Annotated in this window: 13 protein-coding genes; 6 read left to right on the forward strand and 7 right to left on the reverse strand. The window is 64.6% G+C overall.

The window, feature by feature from the left end; genetic code table 11:
• Positions 1 to 7: 7 nt before the first annotated feature.
• Positions 8 to 1,159, reverse strand: coding sequence for a glycerate kinase (locus ACIQWO_RS14965; RefSeq protein WP_402825249.1), 1,152 nt, complete (start codon positions 1,157 to 1,159; stop codon positions 8 to 10).
• A gap of 501 nt (positions 1,160 to 1,660) precedes the next feature.
• Between ACIQWO_RS14965 and ACIQWO_RS14970 the strand changes: the two genes are divergently transcribed.
• From ACIQWO_RS14970 to glpK, 4 genes are all read left to right on the forward strand, one after another.
• Complete coding sequence (locus ACIQWO_RS14970) at positions 1,661 to 2,164, forward strand: hypothetical protein (protein WP_402825252.1); 504 nt, start codon at positions 1,661 to 1,663, stop codon at positions 2,162 to 2,164.
• A 113-nt stretch (positions 2,165 to 2,277) separates the two neighbouring features.
• Entirely contained in the window at positions 2,278 to 3,111 is an 834-nt protein-coding gene (locus tag ACIQWO_RS14975; RefSeq protein WP_402825255.1) for a DeoR/GlpR family DNA-binding transcription regulator, read from the forward strand.
• A 215-nt stretch (positions 3,112 to 3,326) separates the two neighbouring features.
• The gene (glpD, locus tag ACIQWO_RS14980; protein WP_402825402.1) at positions 3,327 to 4,847 is read left to right on the forward strand and encodes a glycerol-3-phosphate dehydrogenase; all 1,521 of its coding nucleotides are present in this window, start codon (positions 3,327 to 3,329) and stop codon (positions 4,845 to 4,847) included.
• 71 nt (positions 4,848 to 4,918) lie between these two features.
• Positions 4,919 to 6,421 (forward strand): glycerol kinase GlpK, encoded by a 1,503-nt coding sequence (gene glpK, locus ACIQWO_RS14985; protein WP_402825258.1) that lies wholly within the window; start codon positions 4,919 to 4,921, stop codon positions 6,419 to 6,421.
• Between the two features lie 82 nt (positions 6,422 to 6,503).
• Here glpK and ACIQWO_RS14990 read toward each other — a convergent pair whose 3' ends face one another.
• From ACIQWO_RS14990 to ACIQWO_RS15000, 3 genes are all read right to left on the reverse strand, one after another.
• Positions 6,504 to 7,817: an MFS transporter gene (locus tag ACIQWO_RS14990; protein ID WP_402825261.1), complete on the reverse strand. Its 1,314-nt coding sequence runs from the start codon at positions 7,815 to 7,817 to the stop codon at positions 6,504 to 6,506.
• Positions 7,817 to 9,010, reverse strand: a complete 1,194-nt coding sequence (locus ACIQWO_RS14995; protein ID WP_402825405.1) for a M20 aminoacylase family protein — start codon at positions 9,008 to 9,010, stop codon at positions 7,817 to 7,819. The genes ACIQWO_RS14990 and ACIQWO_RS14995 overlap by 1 nt, the downstream gene beginning before the upstream one ends.
• Before the next feature lie 88 nt (positions 9,011 to 9,098).
• Positions 9,099 to 10,118, reverse strand: coding sequence for a porin (locus ACIQWO_RS15000; protein WP_402825264.1), 1,020 nt, complete (start codon positions 10,116 to 10,118; stop codon positions 9,099 to 9,101).
• Positions 10,119 to 10,468: 350 nt separating this feature from the next.
• Here ACIQWO_RS15000 and ACIQWO_RS15005 point away from each other — a divergent pair, with 350 nt between their 5' ends.
• Positions 10,469 to 11,440: a LysR family transcriptional regulator gene (locus ACIQWO_RS15005; RefSeq protein WP_402825267.1), complete on the forward strand. Its 972-nt coding sequence runs from the start codon at positions 10,469 to 10,471 to the stop codon at positions 11,438 to 11,440.
• Between the two features lie 672 nt (positions 11,441 to 12,112).
• Here the strand turns inward: ACIQWO_RS15005 and ACIQWO_RS15010 are convergent.
• Both ACIQWO_RS15010 and ACIQWO_RS15015 read right to left on the reverse strand, forming a co-directional pair.
• Positions 12,113 to 12,817, reverse strand: coding sequence for a fumarylacetoacetate hydrolase family protein (locus tag ACIQWO_RS15010; RefSeq protein ID WP_402825270.1), 705 nt, complete (start codon positions 12,815 to 12,817; stop codon positions 12,113 to 12,115).
• Between the two features lie 118 nt (positions 12,818 to 12,935).
• Complete coding sequence (locus ACIQWO_RS15015; RefSeq protein WP_402825273.1) at positions 12,936 to 13,355, reverse strand: VOC family protein; 420 nt, start codon at positions 13,353 to 13,355, stop codon at positions 12,936 to 12,938.
• Between the two features lie 168 nt (positions 13,356 to 13,523).
• Between ACIQWO_RS15015 and ACIQWO_RS15020 the strand changes: the two genes are divergently transcribed.
• Positions 13,524 to 14,459, forward strand: a complete 936-nt coding sequence (locus ACIQWO_RS15020) for a LysR family transcriptional regulator (RefSeq protein ID WP_402825276.1) — start codon at positions 13,524 to 13,526, stop codon at positions 14,457 to 14,459.
• On the opposite strand, the gene ACIQWO_RS15025 is transcribed toward ACIQWO_RS15020, so the two are convergent.
• On the reverse strand, positions 14,431 to 16,002 hold the full coding sequence (locus ACIQWO_RS15025; RefSeq protein WP_402825279.1) for an efflux transporter outer membrane subunit: 1,572 nt from the start codon (positions 16,000 to 16,002) through the stop codon (positions 14,431 to 14,433). The two genes, ACIQWO_RS15020 and ACIQWO_RS15025, sit on opposite strands and share 29 nt — an antisense overlap.
• Positions 16,003 to 16,005 lie beyond the last annotated feature (3 nt).

The raw sequence follows: 16,005 nt of genomic DNA on the forward strand, positions 1-16,005 counted from the left end.
GTTGCGCTTAACCCTTGTGCGTGTAACGCAGCCGGGCCATTTGTTCGGCGCTATCGGTCAGCAGACCGGCGGCGTCGGCAATGGCTTTCTCCAGCGTGGTCGGACCGAACGTCAGCGAGAAGCAGCCCGAGAAGACGCGCGACAGACTCTCCAGCGCCGTGCGGTCGATGGCCCCTGAGAGCAGCGACGCCGTTGCACCGGCCTTGATGGCGACCTGTGCGGCGATCATGGGGGTCTTGCCCGAGAGCGTTTGACCGTCGCTGCGGCCTTCGCCGGTGATCAGCCAGTCGGCGCCTTCCACCGCTTGTGGAAGTCCTACGCGCTCGGCCACCACTTCAGCGCCCGAGCGGAACTGCGCGCCCAGCAGATGCAGTGCGAAGCCAAGACCGCCCGCCGCGCCTGCGCCTGTGCGGCTCGCGGCTTCGCTGGCGTTGAACGCGCGATGTGCGTGCCCGGCGAAGTGGGCGATGGCGCGGTCGAGCGGTTCGACCTGCGCTTCGCTCACACCTTTCTGCGGGCCGAAAATGGCCGTTGCACCTTGCTGACCGTTCAGCGGATTGTTGACGTCCGACATGGCCACCAGTTCGCAATCCTTCAGACGTGCGTCAAGCCCGTTCAGATCGATCGACGCCACGCGATGCAGCGCTGCCGGGACCGGTTGCACTTCTTCACCGGCTTCGTCGAGCAAACGCGCGCCGAGCCCGACGAGCAGACCTGCGCCGCCATCGTTCGTGCTGCTGCCGCCCAGACCGATCAGCACGCGGCGCGCACCGGTGTCGAGCAGGGCACGCAGCAGCTCGCCAAGGCCGACGGTCGAGCGCTCGGCCACCGGCGTCTGCATGCCGACCGGGTCGGTAATGCTCACCACGTTGGCGCTTTCCAGCACGCCGGTGCCGTCGGGCATCACGCCGTACTCGGCCGTCACGGACGCCTTGCCCGCACCACGCACGGACAACGGCACGCGTCGCCCGCCTGCGGAGAGCAGGGCGTCGAGCGTTCCTTCGCCACCGTCGGCCATCGGGCGCAAGCGCAGATCGGCCTGAGGCAGCACGCGGGCGATGCCTGCGGCGATGGCTTGCGCCACTTCAGGCGCGCTCAGCGAACCTTTGAACGAATCGGGGGCGATGACGATGATCGGGGCTTGCGCATTGCTGGACATGGAAATCGGGACAGTCGCAAAAAGTGAAACGGGTTGGCTGGCGTCACGCGTGCTCGCTGTCCGCTTGTTGTTATCGCTTATGGCGTTCCGGCGAGGCGGTAAGTTGTCCGCAAACCGGTGGCAGAGCACACGCTGACTCGCTGCCGGATGGGGCGCGAGGCGGTGCGGCGAGTGTGACAGAAACCAGCAATATACGCGATTCGGGCCTGCGCGCATTGCGCGAATTGCCATGCTATGAATAACGCGAGTAAGATGAGCGCCAACTGGCGGTACGTCGCCCGATAGGCTACAAGGCTCGCGCAATCGAAGCGCGGGACATGTGCGGGTGTGTGCCGGGCCGGTCGTCTTGCAGATCGCGATTTGGCGGTATTCGGGACGACGGGTCGACCAACAAGACCAAGACGGCGCGCGCGATGGCTTCGCACGGATGCATCAAGACATCCTCTGGCCACCGCACCATCGCGCGCCGGGATCAGATACCAGCATGTGTGGAGCGGGGCAATGGACCGGGGCATCAACACGAATTCCGACACGGCGCGCGGGGCGAAGCGGCGTGTGGCAAGCGCGCTCGCCGCAGCGGGCCTGACGTTCGCTGCGCTGCTCGCCGGGTGCGCACAGACCGCACCGGTCGCCGCGCATGACGATCCGCCCGTGGGCAGCGTCGCCGATGTGGCCCCCGAGAACGTCAAAGTCGAGACCTTGCCCGCCTACCGCGACACCATCGACGACGCGCGGGGTAACGGCGCCGTCTGGCAGGGATCGTCCAAGAAGGCATTCGCGCGCGTGAGCGCCTGCACGGCACGGCTGTGGAAGAAGCAACTGCCTTACGCGCGTCTGCAACGTGTGAAGGCGGGCGTGGGCCAGACCCTCGAACTCTCCTCGAACGACGACGGCATTCTCGCCATCCTCGACCTCGCACCGCGCAAGCCGGGTAGCGAAGGCTCGCTCTATCTCGGCTCGACCGGCCCGCAATCGCTCGCCGACGCCGTACGCCAATGCCTTTGAGGGCGTGACCGGACACACGCCGGTCACGGTGGTGTCATACAACGACGGGGTATCATGACGGCGAACGCGCAGCCAGCCGGGCTGCGCGATGGTTTTTCTCTGCGTGCGTGCCGATGTCTCATACCGAATCCGCCGAATCCGTCGATGTCTCCGAAGGTCCGATTGCGGCTGGCGATGCTGGCCAGGCGTCGCTGAACCCGCGTCAGCAGTCGCTTTTCGACGCAGTGCGCCGCGACGGCTTTCTCACGGTCGACGAACTCGCCGCACGCTTCGACGTCACGCCGCAAACCATCCGGCGCGACATCAATTTCCTCGCCGAGCGCAAATGGGTGCGTCGTTATCACGGCGGTGTCGGCCTGCCCGGCGGCGCTGAGAACGAAGCTTACGACGCCCGTCAGACGCAACTGGCCGACGAAAAGCGCCGCATCGCGGTGCGCCTCGCCGAGCAAATCCCCGATCACGCCTCCCTCTTCATCAATCTGGGCACCACAACGGAAGCCGTGGCGCGCGCGTTGTCGCGTCACCGGGGGCTGCGCGTCATTACGAACAACCTGCATGTGGCCGCCATGATGAGCGGCTATGCCGACGCCGAAGTCATCGTCACGGGCGGCGTGGTGCGCGCCCGGGATCAGGGGGTGACGGGCGAGGCCACGCTCGATTTCATCCGCCAGTTCAAGGTCGACTTCGGCATCGTCGGTATCTCCGCCATCGATGCCGACGGCACGCTGCGCGACTTCGATTACCGCGAAGTGCGTGTGGCCGAGGCCATCATCGCGCAGTCGCGCACTGTGTTTCTGGCGGCCGATCACAGCAAGTTCGGACGCCAGGCGCTGGTGCGGCTGGGACATCTCTCTCAGGTCGACGCGCTGTTCACCGATCGTCCGGTGCCTGCGAGCATGGACGCCGTGATTGCCGAGGCGGGCACGCTGGTTCACGTCGCGGATTGATCGTTGGCGCGAATTCGCACATCAGCCCATTGAAATGTGCGAATTCGAAACTCATGGCGCGTGATCTGTTAGAATTCGAATGCTGATGTTCGTAAACGAACATTTAGACGCATCAAAGCGAACATTTTCGAACTTTCCCTGATTTGACCCCCATCGCTGGGAGTGAAGACGTGCAGACACCCGCTCAAACGCCATCGGACAACGGCTCGACCCCTTTGGCATCGGCCCCCACTTCTGCCCCTTACGATTTGCTGGTCGTGGGCGGTGGCATCAATGGCACCGGCATCGCGCGTGACGCTGCCGGTCGCGGTCTGCGCGTGTTGCTCGTCGAGCAGGACGATCTGGCGTCGCACACGTCGTCGGCCAGCACCAAGCTGATCCACGGTGGTCTGCGCTATCTCGAGTACTACGAATTCGGATTGGTGCGCAAAGCGCTGCAAGAGCGCGAAGTGTTGCTGCGCGCGGCCCCTCACATCATGTGGCCGCTGCGCTTTGTCATGCCGCACATGCCGAACCTGCGTCCCGCCTGGATGATCCGCGCGGGGCTGTTCCTTTACGATCATCTGGCGCGTCGTGAAATTCTGCCCGGCTCGCGCGGCATCGACCTGCGTCAGCATCCGGCGGGCGCGCCGTTGCGCCAGGACCTCAAACGCGGTTTCGTCTACTCGGACGGCTGGGTACAGGACGCGCGACTGGTGGTCCTCAACGCACAGGATGCCGCAGAGCGCGGCGCGACTGTCCTTACGCGCACGCGTCTGGTCGGCGCAGAGCGCGGCGAGCACTCGTGGACGGCGCAATTGGAGTCGACCACCGGCGAGCGCCAGACTGTGCGCGCGCGCGCCATCGTCAACGCAGCGGGACCGTGGGTCGGTCATCTGCTGGGCGACGTGCTGCGTCAACCGGCAACGCATCGCATCCGCAACGTCAAGGGCAGTCACATCGTGACGCGCAAGCTGTTCGATCACGACCACGCCTACATCTTCCAGAACCCCGACAAGCGCATCATCTTCGCCATTCCGTACGAGCGCGATTTCACGCTGATCGGCACGACCGATCTGGAGTACCTCGGCGACCCGGCGAAGGTCGAGATCAATGAAGACGAGATCGCTTACCTCTGCAAGTCCGCCAGCGAGTACTTCACCAAGCCGATCGTGCCCGCCGACGTGGTGTGGACGTATGCGGGCGTGCGTCCGCTGATGGAGGAAGAGGTGTCGAACCCGTCGGCGGTCACGCGCGATTACAAGCTCGAACTCGACGCCCCCGGCACGCGTGCGCCGCTGCTCTCCGTGTTCGGCGGCAAGATCACGACGTACCGACGTCTGGCGGAAGAAGCGATGTCACATCTGCATGGTGCGCTGGGCTTCACGCATGGCGACTGGACGGCGGGCGCACCGCTGCCGGGCGGCGATATGGCCGAGCCCGACGCAGGCGTCTTCGAGGCCTCACTGCGCGCGCAGATGCCCTGGCTGCCGTCGGCGCTGGCTCATCGCTACGCGCGCACCTACGGCACGCGCACACATGTGCTGGTCGGCGACGCGAACTCGCTCGACGGCCTCGGCACCCGCATTTGCGGCGATCTCTATGAAGCCGAATTGCGCTATCTGGTGCAGTACGAGTGGGCGCGCACGGCGCAGGACGTCCTGTGGCGACGGACCAAACTCGGTCTGCACGTCGGCAAAGAAGGGGCGGCCAGCGTCGAGCAATGGTTTGCTCAGCATCTGGAAATGGCTGCCTGAGCGTCGTACGAAGTCATCGCAATATCGCAAGAGCAGGTCAAAAAATAAGCTGTATCAAGGAGACGAATGCAATGGCAGGAGGCGCCTACATCCTCGCGTTCGATCAGGGCACGACCAGTTCGCGAGCGCTATTGTTCGATCGCGACGGTCATGTCGTCGCGACCGCACAGAAGGAATTCCGTCAGATCTACCCGCATCCGGGCTGGGTCGAGCACGATCCCCGTGAAATCTGGTCGACTCAGGCGGGCGTCGCCGCCGAAGCGCTCACGCACGCGGGCGTCGGTGGCAGCGACATCGCGGCCATCGGCATCACGAATCAGCGCGAGACGACCGTCGTGTGGGACCGTCGCACGGGCGAGCCGGTGTACAACGCCATCGTCTGGCAAGATCGCCGCACGGCCGACTTCTGCGACGGTTTGCGCGCGCAGGGCAACGAAGCGATGGTCGCGCAACGCACCGGTCTTCGCATCGATTCGTACTTCTCCGGCACCAAGATCCGCTGGATTCTCGATAACGTCGACGGTGCGCGCGAAGCGGCCGACGCGGGGCATCTCGCGTTCGGCACCGTCGATAGCTGGCTCGTGTGGCATCTGACCGGCGGCAAGCTGCATGTGACCGACGTGTCGAATGCGTCGCGCACGATGCTCTTCAACATCCACTCGCTCGAATGGGACGACGAACTGCTGGCGTTGCTCGACGTGCCGCGCAGCATGCTGCCCGAAGTCCGTTCGTCAAGCGAAGTCTATGGGCACACGGCCACACCGCTGTTCTCCGCACCCGTGCCGATTGCGGGCATCGCGGGCGATCAGCAGGCGGCGCTGTTCGGGCAGATGTGTCTGTCGCCAGGTATGGTGAAGAACACCTACGGCACCGGCTGCTTCATGGTGATGAACACCGGCGACAAGCCGCAGGCGTCGAGCCATAACCTGCTGACGACGGTCGCCTGGAAAATCGGTAATCGGGTGGACTACGCGTTGGAGGGCAGTATTTTCATCGGCGGCGCGGTGGTGCAGTGGCTGCGCGACGGGCTGGGCATCATCCGTCACTCGCGCGATGTCGAAGCGCTCGCCACCAGCGTGCCCGATGCCGACGGCGTCGTGCTCGTGCCCGCGTTCGCCGGACTCGGCGCACCGCACTGGCAGCCGCGCGCACGCGGCACGCTATTCGGCGCGACGCGGGGCACGACTGCCGCTCATGTGGCGCGTGCCGCGCTGGACAGCATCGCGTTCCAGACGCTCGACGTGCTGCGCGCGATGGAAGCCGACGCCGGTCTGCATGTCTCGGAATTGCGTGTGGACGGGGGGGCTGCGGCCAACGATCTGCTGATGCAATGGCAGGCCGATTTGCTCGGCGCAGACGTCGTTCGTCCCAAGGTGATCGAGACGACAGCAGCGGGTGCGGCGTACCTGGCGGGACTCGCGGTGGGATTTTGGCCGGACATCGACACGTTGCAGCGTCAATGGCAATTGCAGCGGCGCTTTTCGCGCAAGTTGTCCGAGGACGAGGTTACACGCGCGGTCGCCGGTTGGCAGCGCGCGGTGCGTGCGGCGAAGGTCTGGGCGGAAGAAGTCTGATCGGAAGCAAGCCGATCCGGCACCGGGCGGCAAGGGGGAGCCGCCCGGCGCGTATCGACGTATGCGCGTCGGTCGCGCTAACTCAATCGAGCGGTTTGCCCGCCATTTCGCGCGCCATCAGTGCCGCGATCAAAGAGACCAGACTGACCGCGATCACGTATCCGGCCGGTGCCAGCTTGGAGCCGGTCACGCCAATGAGCCACGTAGCGATGAACTGCGCGAAGCCACCGAAGACCGACACCCCCACACCGTAGACGATGGCCAGCCCGGTGGCCCGGGTCGCGCGAGGAAAGACCTCGGTGATCATCGTGATGGTCGTCACGGAAATGAATACCGTCGGGATTGTCAGCACCGCGGCCACCACCAGCAGACGCCCCGTATCCGGTGCCGCCGTCAGCCACATGAATGCCGGGACAATCGCGACGAGCAGCACGACGCGCGCAATCGTGACGACTCGCTTACGTCCCCATCGATCGCTTGCCATACCCGCTATCGCCGCCAGTCCCAATTGCAGCCCGCCCGCCACGAACGACGCCAGCAGTCCGCTGGTCAGTGAGAGCTTGAGGACGCCGACACCATAGTTCGTCAGGTAGTGCAGCGAGATGTAGTTGGACGATGTCGCGCCCGCCGTCATGAGGATGCCCAGCACGACGGCACGGCGATGCGTCGTCAGCAGCTCGACGACAGGACTGCGTGTCGGTCGTTTGGCGAGATTGGCTTCATGCGTCTCGTCCAGATGACGACGGATATACGTGCCCACCGGGATCAGCGCCATGCCGATCAGGAACGGCACCCGCCAGCCCCAGGACATCAGTTGCTCGCTGGTCAGCACGGCAGTCAGCGCGAGTCCGACCAACGAGCCGAGCAACGTGGAAAGCGCCTGACTGAACGCCTGCCAACTGGCAAAAAGTCCGCGATTGTTTGGGTTCGAATATTCGAGCAGCATCGACGTCGACGCCCCGACTTCGCCACCGACGGCAAAGCCCTGCACGAGACGGCCGAAGATCAGCAGAATCGGTGCGGCGATGCCGATCTGCGCATAGGTCGGGGCCACGACGAATACCACCGAGCCTGCGGCCATGAGCCAGAGCGTGAGTGTCATGGCCGCCTTACGGCCGTGGCGATCGGCATACGTCCCGATCACAATGCCGCCGATCGGACGCACGACGAAGCCCACCCCGAACGTCGCAAGCGAGAGCAGCAGTTGTGCAAACGGCGACGCGGAGGGGAAAAACAGTTTGCCGAGGATGGTCGCGAAATACGTGTAAATCGCGAAGTCGAAGAATTCGAGTCCATTACCGATGGTAATGGCGGCGATTTTCTTCCTGAGCGACACCGGCCGGACGGTGCCGTCTGTCGCCGCAGCGCTGCTGGGGGTGGTTCTGAGTCCCGACATTACGCGTTACCTCCGATGCTGAGAAAACGCTCGACCAGACGCGTCCAGTATGTCGCACCGATCGGCAGCAGTGCGTCGTTGAAATCGTAATGCGGGTTGTGCGCCATGCAACCACCCGCGCCGTCGCCATTGCCGATGATCAGAAAGCTGCCGGGGCACTCCTGCAGCATGAATGAAAAGTCCTCGCTCGCCGTGAGCGGCTCGAAATTGTCGACCACCGCCTGCGGCCCCAGCCAGTCGAGCGCCACCTGCCGAGCCAGCTCGGTCATGTCGTCGTCGTTGACGAGGACCGGGTAACGCCATTGGTAATCGACGTCTACGCGCGCGCCGAAAACCTCAGCCTGTGCATTGACGACATCGACGATGCGTTCGCGCAACTGCGTCCGCACTTGCGGATGCTGGGCGCGTACCGACAGCGCCAGGTCGACCGTGTCGGGGATGACGTTGGGCGCGTCGCCACCGTGAATCGCACCCACCGTGATCACGGCCATGCGGCGCGGGTCGACGTTGCGCGACACGATCGACTGCAACGCCAACACGATGTGCGCTGCGCACAGGACCGGATCGACGGCTTCGTGCGGCGTGGAGCCATGCGCACCGTGCCCGTGAACCTTGAGCTTCACCGTGTCGGACGACGCCGTGGCCGGACCTGCACGAAAACCGAACATGCCGACGGGCATGCCCGGCATGTTGTGGTACGCGAAAACGGCATCGCACGGGAAGCGCTCGAACAGTCCGTCTTCGATCATCGCGCGCGCACCGGCCAGTCCCTCTTCTGCGGGCTGAAAGATCAGGTGCACCGTGCCGTCGAAGTTGCGGGTCGCAGCGAGATGCCGCGCGGCACCTAACAAGGTCGCTGTGTGTCCGTCGTGACCGCAGGCGTGCATCTTGCCCTCGTACACACTGGCGTACGGCTTGCCGGTGGCTTCGCGGATCGGCAGGGCGTCCATGTCGGCACGAATGCCGATGGCGCGGTCTCCGTCGCCGACTTTCAGCGTACCGACCAGACCCGTGCCGCCGATCCCGCGCGTCACGATGAAGCCCCATTCGGTAAGCATCCGTGCGACGAGATCGCTCGTCTGAAACTCCTCGTAAGCCAGTTCCGGGTGCGCGTGAATCTGGTGACGAACGGCCCGCATGTCGGCGTCGTATTGAAGAATGTCGGCGGGCACGTCCGGCGTAGCGGGCGGCATGAGCGACGTGAGGGGCGTGATGGTGGGCTGGGAAAAATCGTGAGGCATGGTATCTCCGGGGATGCAGGAATTCAGCGTGGCGCAGGCATCAGAAGCGATGCGTGATGCCGAGCGCGGTCACAAAGACATCGCGGCCCGCTGCGGCTTGTGCGTTGTCGAGCGTGAGCGCCGATGCGCCGTTGTTGTCGATCCAGCCCACACGCGTGTACAGCGCCGTGCGTTTCGACAGAAGGTATTCGTAGCCGCCCAAGGCGCCGAACGCGTGGTTGCCGCCACCGGCCACCAGACGCTCGACCAGCGAGATCTTGATGACGTGGACGTCGAACGGGATGGTTGCGCCGAGCAGATAGGCGCTCACGATCCGGCCCGTCGCCTCACGCGGCACGATGCGGTTCCACGCAAACGAGAGCACCGTCGCGCCGAGCTTGTAGGACATGCCCGCGCCGTAGTGGTCGGTGGTTTGCGAGAAGTCGTTGCGTACCAGGTTGTACGAGGCACCGACGTACAGACGGCCATCGTCGTATTGACCAAGGACACCGGTGGTGTGAGGCGGTGAGCCGCTGGGTGTCGCGGTGCTCGTCGCGTAAAGCACTTGCGCTGTGAAGCCGCCGAAATCGGGCGTGGTGTAACTGACGGCGTTAGGCACACGCGAATCGATGCCGACGGCACCGCCACCGAGGTCCGACGTCTGATACACCATGTTCGACAGCAGGGAGAACTTGGTCAGCGCAAAGGGATCGACCTGTGCCGACAGCGGGAAGATGGTCGGAAACTGCCGCCCGATCTTGAGCATGCCGAGTTCGTGCGAACTGAGCCAGAGATTGGCTTCGCGGTTGAAGATCGTGTTCGTCGATTGCAGGGTGCCGTTGGCCGTGTTCAGGCCGGACTCCAGCCGGAAGCCCGATTGCAGGCCGCCCCCAAGATCTTCCGTGCCGGTGAACCCGAAACGCGATGTGGCACCTGCGCCGCTGCCGACTTGCGTCGAACCACCCTTGCCACCCGAGTCGTAGCTCACGTAGTTGTCGATCGCGCCGTAAAGCTGGACTTGCGCGTGTGCCGTGGTGCAAGCAATGCCGAGAATGCCGAGCAACATGCCGGTGGCGAGCATTGCGCGGGTTGCAGTGTGTGACCGGGGGCGCTTTGCCCCGGACCCGATGTGGCCGATGTTCATATGTCTCCCTCCGCCCTGCTGGTTATTGCGGCGCGAATTCGGCATTCGGCCGCGTTTTTGTGTGATGTCGATGCCTTACCGCGTGGCGCTCGCTTTGGCGCTTTCCTTGGCACGCTTACCCGAGTGGGGCAGGCGTGAACGCATCGTAGTCACAACGCCAGGGGGCGGATATCAACGTCAAATTTGCGTGTCAACCGCAGGTTGACGCCTGTCCTGAGACTGTTGATGATTCAATGCAACCGGTGCAACGAACGCCGACGACCCTCACTGAGCCTCGCACCCGACCTATGGATCTGAAACTGCATCAGCTCGAATGTCTTGTCGCGGTGGCCGATCACGGCAGCGTGCGCACCGCCGGAACCAAGTTGGGCCGCTCAGGCACGGCAGTCAGCAACGCGCTGCGCGAGTTGGAACAATCGATGAACGTGGTGCTGATCGAACGGCGCTCGGATGGGGTGTCGCTGACCGCGGCGGGCACAGCGCTGCTCGCGCATGCGCGACTGATCCTCGGACAGCTACGCCGTGCGTCCGAAGATGTCGTGCTGGCAGGGGCGCGCCAGGGCGGCACGGTCAGGATGGCCATCACACCGTGGCTCGTGCATGGTGTGCTTCCAGCGGCGGTAAGAGAGTTTCGGCGCACGCGTGCGGACGTTCGTCTGGACATCGCGGAACACCTTGGGGGCGATTACACGGCGGTGCGCAACGGCCATCTGGATTTCGCGTTCGGGCCACGTCCGGACGCGGGGCAAGAGCGATTGCTCGATATTCGTCCGATGTATTCGTATTCGCTGGCGGTCGTTTGTCGGCCGGGGCATCCGGCAGCGGGGGCGACGTCTCTCGACGAGCTTTCGGGGTACGACTGGCTATTGAGCCGGTCACTTGAGCGAACGCCGCAGGCGATCCGAAGGCTGCTGGAGGGGCAGAGCGACCACGAGGCGCAGCGTTGTCATTTTGCTCGTTCGGTCAACGCGTCGCTGGCCGTGGTGCGATCCACCGACATGCTCACTGCCGTGCCGTGGCCGACGATTGAGACGCCGGACATGCGAGACCGGTTTGTCGTACTGGATTTCGACGAGGTTCAGGACGACAGCACGACCTGTCTCGTGACCCGTCGCTATGAACCGCTACAGGGCGCAGCGTCGACGTTTCTGGAGACGTTTCTGCGCGTGGCACGCGAAGCGGCAGCCTCGGAGGACGGTCTCACCCGTCGCATCTTCTGTATGGTGGAGGCGGCGGACGCCGAGGTCGTATCGTCGTGAACCGTGTCAACGCAGCGCCCGTCCGGGCGCAACATGACGGCGGTCTCCTGCGGCGTCATGCCGACGGTGCCGCCAACTCGCACATCGTTCGCGGGGGTGACGTCGGGCTGACTTGGCAGGACTCGCAGGCGCGAGCGACCTGACGCAGGGACTTAGGGCGCAAGGCCCGGTGCGGCGCATTTGCATGATCCTCTCCCCGAATATTCCCAACGTACGATCCGTCTCTTCACGCGACGGTCACTGGTGCAATCCGTCCGCACCCGGGGCGCTCCCGGCGAGGGGATAGGCATCGGGCGTGCCGGGGCCATGTGGCGTGCATGGCTTGATTCCCGAGGCGGTCGGCCAGGCGAAGAGACTTCCCCGAGGGCGGACGGCTTGCCTCTTCCCTAATGCGAGAACCGTGCCACAGCACGCAACCCATTGAATCGACAGGGGAGTTCGATGAATGAAACGGGGGATTTGCCGCTATGCAGCGAAAAACGTTTCAGGAATGAACGAAGGCGAACGAGGGGCGGCGAAGAAAAATACGTGACGCGTCTGACGGCAATTTAGGCAATGCACTTGACAGCCAATGCCGACGGGCGATTGCGCCGTCGGCATGGTACTTATGCAAAGGGTTATCAACAGTTGCTGTGGATATCCTTGCCGTCAGAGGTAAGGTTTGCGGCGAACTCAGGCGGCCGGTTTCTGGCCGACGGTGAACGTGATTTCACCGACACCGGCGACACCGGCGCTCACCTTGTCGCCCGGCTCCAACGGACCGACGCCAGCGGGCGTGCCCGTGAAGATCAGGTCGCCTGCGGCGAGCTTCACGCTGCGCGAAATCTCGGCGATCAGGTCGGGCACCGACCAGATCAGTTCGTTGAGATCGCCGGTCTGACGGTTTTCACCGTTCACGTCGAGCCACACACGACCTTCGTTCGGATGGCCGACGTCGTCCACGGCATGCAGCGGGCCGCACGGTGCCGAGGCGTCGAACGCCTTGCCCCAGTCCCACGGACGGCGCGTGTCTTTCGCCTGCTGTTGCAGATCGCGACGCGTCAGATCCACACCCACGCCATAACCCCACACCAGCGATAGCGCGTCGCCCGCATCCACGTTCTCGCCGTCGGCACCGATGGCGACCACCAGTTCGATCTCGTGATGCAGCTCACTGGTGAGCGGCGGGTAGGGCAGCGTGCCCTCGGCGGCGACTACGGCGTCGGCGGGCTTCATGAAGAAGAACGGCGGCTCGCGGTCCGGATTGCTGCCCATTTCGCGGGCATGCGCGGCGTAGTTACGGCCAACGCAGAACACGCGGCGCACGGGGAAACGGGCATCGCTGCCAGCAACTGCGACCGACGCCTGGGGCGGGGCCGAAATAACGAATTGGCTCATGAGAAGACTCTCGACTGATGTGAGACGAAAACCGACAACAAACAAAAACAAATAAACGTCGTCCGACGATCAAGCGCCGGACGACGTGGGAATTCCGATACTTCGTGCCGTCTTCAAATTACTTGGCGAACACCTGCGACATATCCGCGAACGCCTTGAATTCCAATGCGTTGCCCGACGGGTCGTAGAAGAACAACGTCGCCTGTTCGCCGACCTGTCCCGCGAAGCGGATATGCGGCTCGATCACGAAGCGGGTGCCTGCGGCACGCAGGCGATCGGCCAGTGCGTGCCATGCGGGCATGTCAAGGATAACGCCGAAATGCGGGACGGGAACTTCGTCGCCATCGACCGGGTTCGTGATGCGCTTGCCTGCCTCGTCCGGCGAGAGGTGCGCGACCAGTTGATGGCCGAAGAAATCGAAGTCGATCCAGTGGTCCGAGCTGCGGCCTTCTGCACAGCCCATCACGTTGCCGTAGAACTGGCGGGCGGCGTCAAGATTGTGGACGGGGAAGGCGAGGTGGAACAGCGGCGTTGCCATGAGAGTCTCCGGTGCAATGTGGGGTTGAATTCGGGGGGCGGTTTTTCGGTGCGATGGCCCGTGTTATGACGCGTCACCTGCACGCGCCGATTTCCGGTAAATTCTATCCATCGATAAAAATAATAAGAAACGAATAATTCGACCGCTCAGAAACGAAATTTTCGATTAATGATCCGATATCTCAAAACCTTCGTCACGGCAGCCGAAACCGCGTCGTTCTCGGCAGCGGGCGCGCGTCTCGGACTCACGCAGTCGGCGGTGAGCGCGCAGATCCAGCGTCTGGAGGACGACCTCGGCGTGCAGCTCTTCGAGCGCACCGGACGCGCCGTATCGCTCTCCGACGATGGCCGTCGTCTGCTGTCGCAGGCGCAGGGCGTGATCGCGGGCTACCAGTCCATGCGCGGCGAGGCAGGTGCATTCGGGGGGCAGGCGGCGCTCGCGCCGATCAACGTCGGTGCGATTCTGACCGTGCAGTTGGGGCTGCTGCCGGGCGCGGTGCAACGCTGGACAGCGCTGGGAGCTATGCCCCATCTGAACATCGTGCCGGGGATGTCGGTGCAACTGCTGGCTCAACTCGACGCCCGGGAACTGGATCTGGCCGTGATGATTCGTCCGCGCATCGGCGTGCCCGTCGACATGAAGTGGCTCACGCTGATGCACGAGCCGTATGTGGCCATCGCGCCGAAAGGCACGCGCGGGGCGGTCGCCGACTGGAGCGCGACGCTGCCGTTCGTGCGCTACAACCGGCGCTCGTACGGCGGTGATCTCGTCGAGCGGTATCTGCGACGGCATCGGCTCTGGGTGCGCGAGGGCGTGGAGCTGGACGAGCCGGAAGTCATCCTGCGCATGGTGCGCGCGGGGTTGGGCTGGTCCATCGTGCCCGCGACACTCATCGGTTTGCCAGTCGACGGCGACATGGCGCGCACGACGCCTAAGCAGGGTAAGTCCGGCAAGTCCGCAGGCGTGGGCGTTCAGGTGCTGCCGCTGTCGGGCGCACCGCTCACGCGTGAGCTTGGGGTACTAGCGCGTCAGTCGGCGCTCAAGCGCGCGCCGGTCAATGCATTGATGAAATGCCTCAGCGAGGAGGCGGCGTCGCGGGGGTAACCGGTGCATGGGACGTGTCGCCCGCACCGGCGTTGGCATCATCCTCGGCAGACGGCACGATGGCCGCGCCTCCCAGCGCTTGCCAAAGCGCCGCAGTATCGGCCAGCCGTGCGCCTTGCGTCTCCAGCCGTGCGCGGGTGGCGTCGAGCGCCTGACGTTGCGCGTCGAGCAGGGCGAGGTGACTGATGCCACCTGCGCGATAGCGGGCCTCGGCGATGCGGTAGGCGTTCTCGGTCCGTTGTGCGGCATCCGCCTGTGCGACCAGCTTGTCGGCATCGGCGTCGAGCGCACGCATTGCATCGGCGACTTGCGCGAGGCCGAGCAGCACCGTGTCCTGATACGACGCCAACGCTGCGTCATACGCGGCTACAGCCGAGCGACGTTGCGCCCGCAACTCGCCGCCACGGAAGAGCGGTTGCAGTAGGTTCATTCCGATATTCCAGATGTTGATGCCGTTACCCAGATCGGCGGTGCGCATGCGTTGCGTGCCGAAACTGCCGGACAAGGTGAATTGCGGATACAGATTCGCGGTTGCGACGCCCACGTCGGCACTGGCCTTGTGCAATAGCGCTTGTGCTGCGCGGATGTCGGGGCGTCGGCTGGCCAGTGTCGAGGGCAGCGATACCGGCACCGTTTGCGGCAGTTGCAATGCGGTCAGGTCGATCGTCGGCGACGTGAACGCGCCCGGCGGCTGACCGACCCAGCGTGCCAACTGATGGTCGTACTGCGCGATTTGCTGACGAAGGGGCGGCAATTGCGCCGCCGTTTGTGCGACCAGCGCGGCCTGATTCTGGACATCGAGCGTGGCGACGCCGCCCGCCCGTTCCCGTGCACGCGTGATGTCGAGCTGCTGACGCTGCGCGCTCAGCATGCCGTCCAGCGCGGCGAGTTGGGCGCGGGCGCTAGCCTGTCGCAACGCGGCCGTCACCACATTGCCCGCGAGCGAGAGGCGGGCGGCGTCGCGTTCGAAACGTTGATAGTCGATCTGCGCGGCAAGCCCCTCAAGCGCACGACGATTACCGCCGAAGACATCGAGCGTGTACGACACATCGACGCTCGCGTTGTACAGCGTAAACGGGCCGGGACTCGGCACGCTGGTGATGCCGAACGACGCGAGATCGACCTGCTCGCGCGTGCCGGAGAGCTTCAGATCGGCGGACGGCAGCAGGCGCGCGCCCGCCTGCGCGCGATAGTCCTCCTGCGCCTGACGCAGCTTCGCCTCGGCTTGCCGCAGTGTCGGACTGTCGGTGAGCGCCTGAGCGACCAACGCGTTCAACGTGGGCGAGCCGAAGCGCGTCCACCATTCGACGGGCACTTCGTCGCCGGTGGTCAGCAGTTGCGGCCCGCCTTGATTTGCCTCATCCCCCGAAGTCCCGGCTGTCGTGACCGGTTGCGTCCCGCTGGTGTACTGCGCGACGGCCGGGCTATCGGGCGTGTGGAAGTCGGGGCCGACGGCGCAGGCCGACAGCGCACCGGTCAGCCCGATCAACAGACCGAGCTTGAGCGGCGCGAAGCGAGAGAGCGGTGGGCGGAGGGCGCGCATGGG

The organism is Pandoraea sp. NPDC090278, assembly GCF_044772185.1.
Classification (GTDB): domain Bacteria; phylum Pseudomonadota; class Gammaproteobacteria; order Burkholderiales; family Burkholderiaceae; genus Pandoraea.